Annotated in this window: 11 protein-coding genes and 1 riboswitch; all 11 genes read left to right on the forward strand. The window is 36.8% G+C overall.

The window, feature by feature from the left end; all coding sequences use genetic code 11:
- The first annotated feature begins 1 nt into the window (after nucleotide 1).
- The 11 genes from A3GU_RS0101560 to A3GU_RS0101610 all read left to right on the forward strand — a co-directional run bounded on the left by A3GU_RS0101560 (nucleotide 2) and on the right by A3GU_RS0101610 (nucleotide 12,598).
- Entirely contained in the window at nucleotides 2-586 is a 585-nt protein-coding gene (locus A3GU_RS0101560; RefSeq protein WP_018365780.1) for a V-type ATP synthase subunit E, read from the forward strand.
- Nucleotides 587-595: 9 nt separating this feature from the next.
- Nucleotides 596-1,606 carry a V-type ATPase subunit gene (locus tag A3GU_RS0101565; protein WP_018365781.1) on the forward strand — a complete coding sequence of 337 codons (1,011 nt, stop codon included), beginning with the start codon at nucleotides 596-598 and terminating at the stop codon, nucleotides 1,604-1,606.
- Nucleotides 1,596-1,925 (forward strand): V-type ATP synthase subunit F, encoded by a 330-nt coding sequence (locus tag A3GU_RS0101570; RefSeq protein WP_018365782.1) that lies wholly within the window; start codon nucleotides 1,596-1,598, stop codon nucleotides 1,923-1,925. The genes A3GU_RS0101565 and A3GU_RS0101570 overlap by 11 nt, the downstream gene beginning before the upstream one ends.
- 68 nt (nucleotides 1,926-1,993) lie before the next feature.
- Nucleotides 1,994-3,769, forward strand: a complete 1,776-nt coding sequence (locus A3GU_RS0101575) for a V-type ATP synthase subunit A (protein ID WP_018365783.1) — start codon at nucleotides 1,994-1,996, stop codon at nucleotides 3,767-3,769.
- Between the two features lies 1 nt (nucleotide 3,770).
- Nucleotides 3,771-5,168: a V-type ATP synthase subunit B gene (locus A3GU_RS0101580; RefSeq protein ID WP_018365784.1), complete on the forward strand. Its 1,398-nt coding sequence runs from the start codon at nucleotides 3,771-3,773 to the stop codon at nucleotides 5,166-5,168.
- Nucleotides 5,169-5,223: 55 nt separating this feature from the next.
- A complete protein-coding gene (locus A3GU_RS0101585; RefSeq protein WP_018365785.1) occupies nucleotides 5,224-5,847 on the forward strand; it encodes a V-type ATP synthase subunit D in 624 nt (207 codons plus the stop codon).
- Nucleotides 5,848-6,052: 205 nt separating this feature from the next.
- A riboswitch (PreQ1 riboswitch) is annotated at nucleotides 6,053-6,166 on the forward strand.
- Nucleotides 6,164-6,670, forward strand: coding sequence for a QueT transporter family protein (locus A3GU_RS0101590; RefSeq protein ID WP_018365786.1), 507 nt, complete (start codon nucleotides 6,164-6,166; stop codon nucleotides 6,668-6,670). Its footprint overlaps the riboswitch before it by 3 nt.
- Nucleotides 6,671-6,790: 120 nt before the next feature.
- The gene (ligA, locus tag A3GU_RS0101595; RefSeq protein ID WP_018365787.1) at nucleotides 6,791-8,749 is read left to right on the forward strand and encodes an NAD-dependent DNA ligase LigA; all 1,959 of its coding nucleotides are present in this window, start codon (nucleotides 6,791-6,793) and stop codon (nucleotides 8,747-8,749) included.
- A gap of 16 nt (nucleotides 8,750-8,765) precedes the next feature.
- Nucleotides 8,766-9,797 carry a diacylglycerol kinase family lipid kinase gene (locus tag A3GU_RS0101600; RefSeq protein ID WP_018365788.1) on the forward strand — a complete coding sequence of 344 codons (1,032 nt, stop codon included), beginning with the start codon at nucleotides 8,766-8,768 and terminating at the stop codon, nucleotides 9,795-9,797.
- Entirely contained in the window at nucleotides 9,797-12,097 is a 2,301-nt protein-coding gene (gene pulA / locus A3GU_RS0101605; RefSeq protein ID WP_018365789.1) for a type I pullulanase, read from the forward strand. The genes A3GU_RS0101600 and pulA overlap by 1 nt, the downstream gene beginning before the upstream one ends.
- 297 nt (nucleotides 12,098-12,394) lie before the next feature.
- Nucleotides 12,395-12,598, forward strand: a complete 204-nt coding sequence (locus tag A3GU_RS0101610; protein ID WP_156812682.1) for a F0F1 ATP synthase subunit C — start codon at nucleotides 12,395-12,397, stop codon at nucleotides 12,596-12,598.
- Nucleotides 12,599-12,611 lie beyond the last annotated feature (13 nt).

Here is a 12,611-nt window from a genome sequence, read left to right on the forward strand (position 1 = left end):
TGTGAGTGATTTAAATAAACTAAAAAGTGATATCCTTGAAGGTGCTGAGCAAGAAGGACAGGTCATTCTAAAAACTGCTAGAAAAAAAATAGAAGCAGAATTTAGTCAGAAAAAGGCTAGTTTGTTGGTTGAATTAGAGGCAAGCAGACAAAGTCAACTTAAGGCTATGCAAGATAAATTCAAGGTTGAGGTTCAAGAAATTACAAATAAAGAGCGCCAGAGGATTCTTTTGATGAAGCAAGAGGCCTTAAAAGACTTATTTGATGCGGCTTTAAATAGAATGAAAGCTTTCAGCAAGCAAGAAGAGTTAGCTTTTATGAAAAAGGTCTTTACCAACTATCAGGACCAGGATATCAAGGTGAGTTTGGGAGAGATGACTAAAGAAAAATTGAGTCAGGAGGATTTAGCTCAGCTTGGGGAACTTTTCCCAAAATTAACATTTAATCCTGATACTATAGCTCAAGAAGCAGGCTTTATTGTCTCTATCAATCAAGTAGATGATACTTATCTTTATTCTAACCTTCTAGGCTCTATTTTTAAGGAAGAAAGTGCACGTATTTCCCATGTACTTTTTACAGAAAGTTAGGGGTTTACTATGGATTTTAGCCAATTTTCCCAGATTAACACAAGTATTAGTATTAAGGAGAAAGAATTTATTAGTCCCCAGCAATTTGAGAAAATACTCAAGGCAGACGATAAAGCTTTCTTAACACATCTATTACAAACAAGTCCTTATCATCTCACAATAGAAGATATTGAAGATTTAGACAAGTTGGAAGCTTGTCTAATGAACCATCTCGTTAAGGTCTATGCTTGGGCTTTTGAAGAATCACCATCTCCAGAGATTGTTGATTTATTCAGTTTACGGTATACCTATCATAATTTAAAAGTTCTCTTAAAAATGAGGGCTACTAAAAAGGACTTACAATCCCTCTTAATCCCAATTGGGAGAGCTAATTTAGCAACTTTAGAAAATTTTGTGACTAGCTTAAAATCAGATAATTTACCTGAAATTCTTGTTTCAGAAATTCAGGAAATCTGGGAAGAATATCACTATTACCAAGATATTCGAGTCATCGAAATTGGAGCAGATTTAGCCTATTTTAAACACTTAAAAGCTATTGCAAAAGACTTAGATGACCCTACTTTTGAAAAGGCGGTGTCAATGATAATCGACCTTTATAACTTTATTACTATTAAAAGGGCCCATGCCATGCAAAAGTCCCAAGGCTTTATAAAGCAACTGATCTATGAAGATGCCGTTTTTTCTGGTCATCAGTTTGGTATAAGAGAGGTAGAAGCTGATTTAAAAAACTGGTTTAATAGTATCAGAACTGATGAGTTCGGCTTTGAAACAATACCATTTAGTGACAAGATCGATCAAGCCACTATTACAATAGTAGAGTTAGAATATGTCAGAGATTATCTTATTTTTCAACTCTTTGATAAGGCAAGATACACTGTTGAAGGCCCTTATCCTTTAGCTCGTTTCTTACTTGGCAAGGAATTTGAAGTCCAAAACTTACGGCTGATATTATCAGCTCTTGCAAATCAACTACCTAGAAATCTGATTAAAGAAAGGATGAGACCAATATATGGCCAATAAAACCTATAAAATCGGTGTCATTGGTAACCGTGATGCCATTCTTCCTTTTCGAATGCTAGGATTTCAGACCTTTGCAGTTATAGAGGTCCAAGATGCTATTAACAAGCTTAGACAATTAGCAAATGATGATTTTGGTGTTATCTTTTTAACAGAGGATATGGCTGAGCAAATGTCAGACACTATTGCTTATTATGATAAGCAGGTTAAACCAGCTCTTATTTTAATTCCTACTCATAAAGGTTCCTTGGGTATTGGTTTAAAAAGAATTCAAGAGAATGTTGAAAAAGCAGTAGGACAAAATATATTACAAGAAAAGTAGTCAAGAAGAAAGTGCAGTATTTTAAGCGAGTTAAAAATAGTGTGCTTGTCATTTAAAGGAGGAAGAACTTGAATCAAGGAAAGATAGTTAAAGTTTCAGGACCCCTTATATTAGCTTCAGAAATGTCAGAAGCCAATATTCAGGATATTTGTCGGGTTGGAGATCTTGGTTTAATCGGAGAAATCATTGAAATGCGACATGATAAAGCTTCAATCCAGGTTTATGAAGAAACATCAGGCATTGGTCCGGGGGAACCCGTTGTCACTACAGGAGATCCCTTATCTGTGGAATTGGGTCCCGGGCTTATTTCAGAAATGTTTGATGGTATTCAAAGACCTCTTGATCGCTTCAAGACAGCAACAGAAAGTGATTTCTTGGTTCGTGGAGTCAATATCCATAGTTTAGACCGTGAGCGTAAGTGGGCCTTTCATCCAAGCATGACAGTTGGAAGTCAAGTTGTAGCAGGCGATATCTTAGGATATGTTCAGGAAACAAGTGTTATTAAACATCATATTATGGTGCCTTTTAAGGTATCAGGTACCTTGAAATCTATTGAGTCAGGTGACTTTAAGGTAGAAGATACTGTTTATGAAATCGAAAAGGCTGACGGGACTATTTATAAGGGAACTTTGATGCAAAAATGGCCTGTCAGACGTGCTAGACCTGTTGCCAAAAAATTAATTCCACTTGAACCTTTGGTTACTGGTCAACGGGTTATTGATACCTTTTTCCCAGTTACTAAGGGTGGTTCTGCCGCTGTTCCGGGGCCTTTTGGTGCTGGTAAAACAGTTGTTCAACACCAGGTTGCAAAATTTGCCAATGTTGATATTGTTATTTATGTAGGCTGTGGAGAGCGTGGTAATGAGATGACTGACGTTCTAAATGAATTTCCTGAGTTAATTGACCCAAATACAGGACAATCCATTATGGAGAGAACAGTCTTAATTGCTAATACTTCAAATATGCCTGTAGCTGCGCGGGAAGCATCTATTTATACAGGTATAACCATTGCAGAATATTTCCGTGATATGGGCTATTCTGTTGCAATCATGGCCGACTCTACATCAAGATGGGCAGAAGCCCTTCGGGAAATGTCAGGCCGTCTGGAAGAAATGCCTGGTGATGAAGGTTATCCTGCTTATTTAGGTAGTCGTATTGCAGAATACTATGAGCGTGCTGGTCGTGTCATTGCGCTAGGTAGTGAAGGGCGTGAAGGTACCATCACAGCAATTGGGGCTGTCTCACCTCCAGGGGGTGATATTTCAGAACCTGTTACTCAAAATACGCTTCGTAATGTCAAGGTCTTTTGGGGCTTGGATGCCCTATTAGCACAACGTCGCCATTTCCCAGCTATTAATTGGCTGACTTCTTATTCTTTATATAAAGATGAGATTGGTCAGTATATTGATAAGGAAATGGATTCAGATTGGGCTAGCAAGGTGTCGCGTGCAATGAATATTCTACAAAGAGAATCAAGTTTAGAAGAAATTGTACGTTTAGTAGGGATTGATTCCTTATCAGAAAAAGATCGTTTAACTATGATTGTAGCTAAACAGTTGCGTGAGGATTATTTACAGCAAAATGCTTTTGATTCGGTAGATACCTTTAGTTCTTTTGCAAAGCAAGAGGCTATGTTAAGTAATATTTTGTATTTTAGTGACCAAGCTAAAGAGGCATTAGAATATGGGGCTTATTTAACAGAGATTATGGAAGGAACAGAAGAAGTTCGGGATAAGATTGCTCGTAGCAAATTTATTGCGGAAGAAAACTTAGCAGACATTCGTAACCTTTCACAGAAAATTAAAGCAGATATTCATCAGGTCTTAGAAAAAGGGGGAATGTAGAATGACTGTTCTTAAAGAATACCGCACTGTTAGTGAGGTTGTAGGTCCCTTGATGATTGTTGACCAGGTTAGTGGTGTCCACTATAATGAATTGGTTGAAATTACCTTACAAAATGGTGAGATTCGTCAAGGGCAGGTTTTAGAGGTTCATGAAGATAAGGCCATGGTTCAGTTGTTTGAGGGTTCCAGTGGGATTAACCTCAAAAAGACCAAGGTTCGTTTTACTGGACGACCACTAGAATTAGCTGTGTCAGAAGATATGGTTGGTCGGATATTTGATGGTATGGGAAAACCAATTGATGGTGGTCCAGATTTAATTCCAGAAAAATATTTGGATATTGATGGCCAAGCAATCAATCCTGTGGCGCGTGATTATCCTGATGAATTCATCCAGACAGGGATTTCTGCTATTGACCACTTAAATACCTTGGTTCGTGGCCAAAAATTACCTGTATTTTCTGGTTCTGGATTGCCCCATAATGAACTGGCTATTCAGATTGCTAGACAGGCTACTGTTCTCAATTCTGATGAGAATTTTGCCGTGGTTTTTGCGGCTATGGGAATTACCTTTGAAGAAGCTGAATATTTTATGAAAGATTTGCGTGAGACAGGAGCTATCAATCGTTCTGTGCTATTTGTAAACCTTGCTAATGACCCAGCTATTGAAAGGATTGCCACACCTCGGATTGCTCTGACTACAGCAGAATATCTAGCTTATGAAAAAGGGATGCATGTCTTAGTTATTATGACCGACATGACAAATTATTGTGAAGCACTTCGTGAAGTTTCGGCAGCCCGTCGTGAGGTTCCAGGTCGTCGTGGTTATCCAGGCTATCTCTATACTAATTTATCCACTCTGTATGAACGTGCAGGTAGATTAATTGGTAAAAAAGGGTCGGTTACGCAGATTCCAATCTTAACCATGCCAGAAGATGACATTACCCATCCTATTCCTGACTTAACAGGTTACATTACCGAAGGGCAGATTATTTTATCTCGAGACTTATATAATAGTGGCTATCGTCCACCAATTAATGTCCTTCCTTCTCTTTCACGTTTGAAGGATAAGGGATCTGGTGAAGGGAAAACCCGTGCTGACCATGCTGCAACAATGAACCAATTATTTGCGGCTTATGCACAGGGGAAGCAAGCTAAGGAATTATCTATTGTCTTAGGCGACTCAGCATTATCCGAAACTGATAAACTCTATGTAACTTTTACAGACCGTTTTGAAGAAGAGTATATTAATCAAGGATTTTACACTAATCGTAGTATTGAAGAAAGTCTTAATTTAGGTTGGGAATTGCTAGCTATTTTACCACGTACAGAACTTAAACGTATCAAAGATGATATGTTGGATCACTACCTACCAAAAACTAATAAGAATGAAAATGGTTAATTTATCTTAGGATAAGTATCTAGATTTTTATTAGAAGAGAAAGGAGGTAGTATTTGTGGAACGATTAAATGTTAGACCCACTCGGATGGAACTTAATAATTTAAAAAATCGTCTAAAAACTGCGACAAGAGGCCATAAATTATTAAAAGACAAGCGTGATGAATTGATGCGGCGCTATGTTGAACTCATTCGAGAAAATGATAAACTAAGGCGTAGCCTAGAAAAATCTCTTGTTTCCAATATGCAGGATTTTGTTCTGGCGAAATCTTTAGAAAATGACTTGATGGTGGAAGAACTCTTTGCCATTCCTTTGCAAGAGGTTAAGCTTTTTATTGAAGTAGAAAACGTGATGAGTGTTGACACTCCTAAATTTCATCTACAGACTAAGGATTTTAAGAAAGATAGTAATAAAGAAATATCCTATAGTTTTGTAGCTTCAAATAGTGAAATGGATAGTACTATTCAAAAAATGCAGGGTCTCTTTGATGATCTATTAAGATTGGCTGAGGTAGAAAAAACCTGTCAGTTAATGGCTGATGAAATTGAAAAAACACGTCGTCGTGTCAATGGTTTAGAATACTCTATTATTCCTCAATTGAAAGCAACAATTCATTATATAGAATTAAAACTTGAAGAATCTGAACGGGCAAATCTAATCCGTATTATGAAAGTTAAATAAAAAATACTTTAACCCTTTCTTACTCATACTAACTCTTGTAGAATAATTACTTCTCAAAGGTAGTGTCAGTAAAGGTTAAGGTGTTTTTATTTTTGAACTTTAAAGCAGAAACTTATTTGAGATAGTTTAGACTAAGTCATTATGGCTTATGTGAGTGCTATGTAGGTCTAAAAGGCTCTTTTCTCACTGTTGCTCTTTTAGAATTTATGTTACAATGAACTAGTTGCCAGGCAACCCTTGGTGCTTAGTTCCCTTTCACCAAGCATATTTCACACCTTGTAGAAGAATAACTAGCTACCAGGTCAAAGGAGAAAAAATGAAACATTATTCTGTTCGTGATTTAGTACAAGTGGCACTAGTTGCAGCTCTTTATATTGTATTAACCATCACCCCACCTCTAAATGCTATTTCTTATGGAATGTATCAAATCAGGGTATCTGAGATGCTAAATTTTCTTGCTTTTTATAATAAGAAATACATTATTTCAGTGACCATTGGCTGTATGATAGCTAATCTCTATAGTTTTGGTCTAATTGATGTTTTGGTAGGCGGAGGTTCAACTCTAATCTTTGTTAGTTTGGGTGTTTTACTTTTCAAAAAATATCAAAAAGATTATTTTTTCAATGGCCTATTGAATAAAGCCTTTGTCTACTTTTCTGTCTTTTTTGCAATCTCAATGATTACAGTCGCTATTGAATTAAGCTTTTTTGGGGCACCTTTTTTACTAACCTGGTTTAGCACAGCAATTGGGGAATTTATTTCTCTTTTGATTGGTTCTATTATCATTGATAAGTTGTCAAAACGTATCTCCCTAGAACAATAAGGATTGGCTTTTGATAACTAAATTGTCTTTTTACAAGTCTTCTATTAGGGAGGCTTTTTAATTTTTCAAAGATAAGAAAAGCAGGCACGCATTTGCCGTGAAATATGATAGAATAAGGATATGAAAAATCGTATTAAAGACTTAACAGCACAATTAAACAAATACCGTCAAGCTTACTATACTAATGACAATCCTACGGTCACAGATGCAGAGTATGATGCTCTTTACCGAGAGTTGGTGACCTTAGAAGATCAGTATCCAGATTTTATTCAAAAAGATAGTCCTACACAGGCTGTGGGGGGGCTTATTTTGTCTGGTTTTGAGAAATTTCAACACCCTTATTTATTGTATAGCTTGCAAGATGCCTTTTCTTATGATGAATTATTGGCTTTTGATAAAAGAATTAAAACAGAATTTCCAAATGTTGAGTATATCGCGGAGTTAAAAATTGATGGTTTGTCTATTTCATTAACTTATGAAAAAGGAAACTTAGTAACAGGTGCTACTCGTGGTGATGGTAGCATTGGCGAAAACATTACGGAGAATATCAAAAAAATCAAAGATATCCCTCATCAGCTAGACTCTAAAATTGATATTACCGTCAGAGGCGAAGCCTACATGTCTCGTCAGTCTTTCCAGACCATAAATGAGGAAAGGCGAGAAAATGGGGAGACAGAGTTTGCAAACCCCAGAAATGCGGCTGCGGGTACTTTAAGGCAGTTAGATACATCAAAGGTAGCAAAACGCAATCTAGCAAGTTTTCTTTATCAAGAGGCTAGTCCAAGTTCAGAGACAAGTCAAGAAGCAGTTCTTAAGAAGCTAGATAGGCTAGGATTTGCTGTTAATCAAAGCCGTCTGATCACCTCTTCGATGGAAGCTATCTGGCATTTTATTCAGGATATTGAGGTAAAAAGAGAAGACCTCTCCTATGATATTGATGGGATTGTCATAAAGGTCAATAAACTAGCTGTACAAGAAGAGCTTGGCTTCACAGTCAAAGCTCCTAGATGGGCTATTGCCTACAAATTTCCTGCAGAAGAAAAAGAAGCAGATATCTTGGATGTGGAATGGACGATTGGTAGGACAGGTGTTGTCACGCCAACTGCTATTTTAAGTCCTGTTCAGCTTGCCGGGACAAGAGTTAGTCGGGCTACCCTGCATAATGTTGACTATATTACTGAAAAAGACATTCGGATTGGTGACAGTGTTATTGTTTATAAGGCTGGTGATATCATTCCAGCTGTTTTGAGGGTAGTTAGTGATAAGAGGAGCCAGCAAAAACCTTTAGAGATTCCTAAGTATTGTCCGTCTTGTCAGAGTGAACTTGTGCATTTAGAAGATGAAGTTGCTCTTCGCTGTATTAATCCTCTATGTCCTAGTTTGATTCAAAGAAGCTTGGAACATTTTGCAAGTAGAAATGCCATGAATATTTCAGGACTGGGAACAGCTATTGTAAAAAAACTTTATGAGGCCAATCTGATTAAAGATGTAGCTGATATTTACCAGTTACAATTAGAAGATTTACTAGCTCTAGAAGGTATCAAAGAAAAATCAGCAGAAAAATTATTAAATGCTATTGACCATTCCAGGGCAAACTCAGCAGATAAATTATTGTTTGGTTTAGGGATCAGGCATGTTGGGGCAAAAGCAAGCCGTTTACTCTTAGAAAGTTTTGGTAGTATTGAGGCTCTATTTCACGCTTCAGAAGAAGAGATTGCCCAAATAGATGGTTTGGGAAGTGTTATCGCTAATTCGGTCTTTAATTATTTTGAAAAAGAAGAAGTTAAGCTACTGATTTCAGAATTAAAATCTCAAGCTGTTAATCTAGATTATTTGGGCAAAAAGCTTGATAAGACTGCTAAATTATATGGTTTAACAGTAGTATTGACTGGCAAGCTTGAAGAAATGACACGAAATGAAGCAAAAGAGAAACTAGAATCTTTAGGAGCCAAGGTAACCTCTAGTGTTTCTAAAAAAACAGACCTATTAATTGCAGGTAGTGATGCGGGTTCCAAATTAGACAAGGCAAGAAGTCTAGGTATTGAGATTCAAACAGAAAATTGGTTAGCTAATTTATAGTTGGTGAGGTGAAGAGATGAAAAAACAAAAAAAGGCAAGGTTAATTTATAATCCAACATCAGGCCAAGAAATTATTAAAAAGAATGTAGCTGATGTTTTAACCATAATTGAAGGCTTGGGTTATGAAACATCTGCATTTCAAACAAGTGCCAAAGCCAACTCAGCACGTGATGAAGCAAGGCGGGTTGCAGAGGCTGGCTTTGATCTGGTTATTGCTGCAGGTGGAGATGGAACCATTAATGAGGTTGTAAGTGGCATTGCTCCCTTAAAAAAACGTCCTAAAATGGCCATTATCCCAACAGGAACGACTAATGATTTTGCAAGAGCTCTAAAAATTCCAAGAGGAAATCCTATTAAGGCAGCTCAATTAATAGGAAAAAATCAAACGATTAGAATGGACATTGGCAAGGCAAGGCAAGATTCTTATTTTATCAATATCGCAGCAGCAGGTAGTTTAACAGAACTTACTTACAGTGTTCCTAGTCAATTAAAGACAATGTTTGGTTATTTAGCTTACTTAGCAAAAGGTGTTGAACTTTTACCCCGGGTCAAAAATGTTCCTGTTAAGATTAGTCATGACAATGGTGTTTTTGAAGGTAAGGTATCAATGATTTTTGCTGCCATAACCAACTCTGTGGGTGGTTTTGAAATGATTGCCCCAGATGCTAAATTAGATGATGGACAATTTACCTTAATCTTGGTAAAAACAGCTAATTTATTTGAAATCGTCCACCTCCTAAGACTGGTAATTGACGGAGGAAAACATATTACCGATCGTCGCATTGAATATATAAAAACCAGTAAAATAACAATTGAACCTGAGTCGGATAGCCGTATGATGATTAACCTTGATGGAGAGTATGGAGGTGATGCTCCCATTACACTAGAAAATTTGAAAAATCATATCACCTTTTTTGCTAATCGGGACCTAATTTCAGATGATGCCTATGGTATTAGTGAAGATGAACCAATAATTGAAGAAATTGCTCAAAAATTTGCCCATGAAGTAGAAGGCTTAGAAGAAAAAAGTGGAGGTATTCCTAAATAATGAACAATGAGTTTATTGTCCATTATCATAGTTCAAAAGATAGTTATGATGATTTAAGTTTGTGGCAGTTACAAGACAAGAAAGCTGATAAAGAACTTTATTTTTCAACTTCTGATAGTTTTGGAGCTATAGCTACTTTTCATTGTGCTCCTTTTAATTGTTTGACTGATTTTTATTTAAGTTTTAAGAGTAAGTCATCGGGACACAAGCTAGGAGCTTATCAGATCAAGTGTCAAACCAATTCTACTGAGCAGGAAATGTGGTTATTAGAAGGTGATGGCAATCTCTATTATAGTCGACAGGCAGCTATTGCTAGTCCATTTTATAGCAAGAGACAAGCAGATGCCTTTGACATGGTTCTTAATAGTCAAGCTTTTGACAAGAAGTGGGGCTTTTCTGGTTGGTTAGGTTTTCGTTATAAGCCAGAAGAGACACTTTTTCGCTTATGGGCACCTACTGCAAAAAGTATAGAGGTAATTCTCTATCAATCTGCTGATAAGGATTCTGAGATTAGTCTTATTTCTCCTATGCAAAGGGGTAAGAAAGAAAATCCAGATAATCACTTGGAAAACACGCAGGGACTATGGGAACTTTCGCTTAAGGGCAACTATAATTTTCAGGCCTACTCTTACCGTGTCCATTATCAAGATGGTCATTTTGCAGACAGCAGGGATCCTTATAGCATAGCTTCGAGTGCTGATGGACGAAAATCTATCATTCTTGCTGAGGAAAACCGTGTGCCTGAAGGCTTTTCAGTCAAGCACGGACAAGCAGCCACTTGGCGCTTGGATAACCCTAATCAAGCAGTTATCTATGAGATGCATGTAAGAGATTTTTCAACATCTGAAAGTTCTGGGGTGAGTGAGAAAAATCGAGGGAAATTTTTAGGTTTAATTGAGCCTAATACAAAAAATCAGTATGGAGATACTACGGGATTTGATTATATTAAGTCCTTAGGAGTAACCCATATTCAATTGCAGCCAGTATTTGACCACCATCAAACAATAGATGAATCTGGTAATTATGCTTATAACTGGGGCTATGATCCTGAAAACTATAATGTTCCAGAAGCTAGCTTTACGAGTAATCCCCATAAGCCTGAAACAAGAATATTGGAATTAAAAAGCGCTATTCAAGCCTATCATGATGCAGGTTTGAATGTTATTATTGATGTGGTTTATAATCACACCTATTCTTCCAAGGATTCAGCTTTTCAATTAACCGTTCCAGATTATTATTACCGACTTAATCCTGATGGTTCTTTTCAAAATGGTTCAGGTTGTGGCAATGAAACAGCTAGCGAAAAAGAAATGTTCCGTAAATATATGGTTGACTCGGTACTTTATTGGTTAAACGAATACAATGTTGATGGTTTTCGCTTTGATTTAATGGGCCTGCATGATATTGAGACCATGAATCAGATTAGACAAGAAGTTGATAAGTTTGACCCGAGAATCTTAATATATGGGGAAGGCTGGGATATGGGCCATGGGCTTGCACCTGAGGATAAGGCTAAAAAAACAAATGCCAGTCGGATGCCAAGAATTGGCTTTTTTAATGATGATCAGCGAAATGCCATTAAGGGAGCAGAAATTTTTGGAATGTTAGAAGAAGGCTTTGTTTCGGGGATGCCCTGTGAAGATACGGTTTCTAAAGCTCTTTTAGGTAGTAGGGACTTGGTGGATTATGTGAGTCCAGACCAGGTAATCAACTATGTTGAAGCTCATGATAATTATAATTTAAATGATTTACTCTGGGTCTTGCACCCAAATGATAGCAAGGGTATTCACAGGAAACGTGTCCAGTTAGCAAATGCCATGAATCTTTTGACCCAAGGTCTTAGTTTTATGCAGATAGGGCAAGAATTTTTGCGGACTAAACTAGTGGCTACTGGTAAAAACAAGGAAGTCACAGTTGATGACCATAAAAGAGCAATGAATTCTTATAAAGCACCTGATATCGTTAATCAGGTGGATTGGAATTTGATAAGCCAGGAAGCAGAAACCATTTGGTTTGTAAAAAAGCTAATTGCCTTAAAAACTAAAAGCACTCTATTTTCATACCCTTCTTTTGAAGAGATTAGAAATCATGTATTTGGGCTAACTGCTGAAAGACATTCTGGTTTTCTTAGTTATTTTATCCGAGACCAAGAAACCTATCAGCTTATGTTTACTAATTCTGATCACATATTAAAAGAACAAAAAGACTCTCAGTTGATACTATCAAGTGATGCCTCTTTCTCACCAGGTAAGAATAGTCTTCACGCTTTCAGCACCTTAGTCTTCAAACTTAAAAAATAAGCTAGCCACTGTATAGGTACAAAATAGGTACAAAAAAATTAATAGGAAAAGAGCAGGCTTTGTCATAGACAGGCTTGACTTTTTTTGTTCAACCAGCTTTCCTTATCCTTTCTTTGAAGTTAAGTTTAAATACTGGTATACTAGTTTCATTACGCTATTTTTGGAGAATTTTTTCCTTAACTCATGAAAAAGGTTAGGAATGGTTTAAGAAAACGTACCCACTTCTCGTGTTTTGGTTGACATTCTCTATATTAAGGAATAGAATAGCAAGGTAAAAAAATATTAAAGGAGAATTCAATTATGAATTTAGCTATTTTAGCTCTTGGTATCGCTGTGTTAGGCGTAAGTATCGGTGAAGGTATTATGGTAGCAAATGTCGCTAAAGCTGCATCTCGTCAACCAGAAATGTTTGGTAAATTACAATCACTTCTTATTTTAGGTGTTGCCTTTATTGAAGGAACATTTTTCGTGTTACTTGCTTCAACATTCTTTGTACATTAAGAAGACAGCGCAA

Source organism: Streptococcus didelphis DSM 15616, assembly GCF_000380005.1.
In the GTDB taxonomy this organism is placed as follows: Bacteria; Bacillota; Bacilli; order Lactobacillales; family Streptococcaceae; genus Streptococcus; species Streptococcus didelphis.

Coding starts and splice junctions, on each gene's coding strand:
- A3GU_RS0101580 (WP_018365784.1), top strand. CDS start 3,771: ATGACTGTTCTTAAAGAATACCGCACTGTTAGTGAGGTTGTAGGTCCC.
- A3GU_RS0101570 (WP_018365782.1), top strand. CDS start 1,596: ATGGCCAATAAAACCTATAAAATCGGTGTCATTGGTAACCGTGATGCC.
- ligA (WP_018365787.1), top strand. CDS start 6,791: ATGAAAAATCGTATTAAAGACTTAACAGCACAATTAAACAAATACCGT.
- pulA (WP_018365789.1), top strand. CDS start 9,797: ATGAACAATGAGTTTATTGTCCATTATCATAGTTCAAAAGATAGTTAT.
- A3GU_RS0101565 (WP_018365781.1), top strand. CDS start 596: ATGGATTTTAGCCAATTTTCCCAGATTAACACAAGTATTAGTATTAAG.
- A3GU_RS0101600 (WP_018365788.1), top strand. CDS start 8,766: ATGAAAAAACAAAAAAAGGCAAGGTTAATTTATAATCCAACATCAGGC.
- A3GU_RS0101590 (WP_018365786.1), top strand. CDS start 6,164: ATGAAACATTATTCTGTTCGTGATTTAGTACAAGTGGCACTAGTTGCA.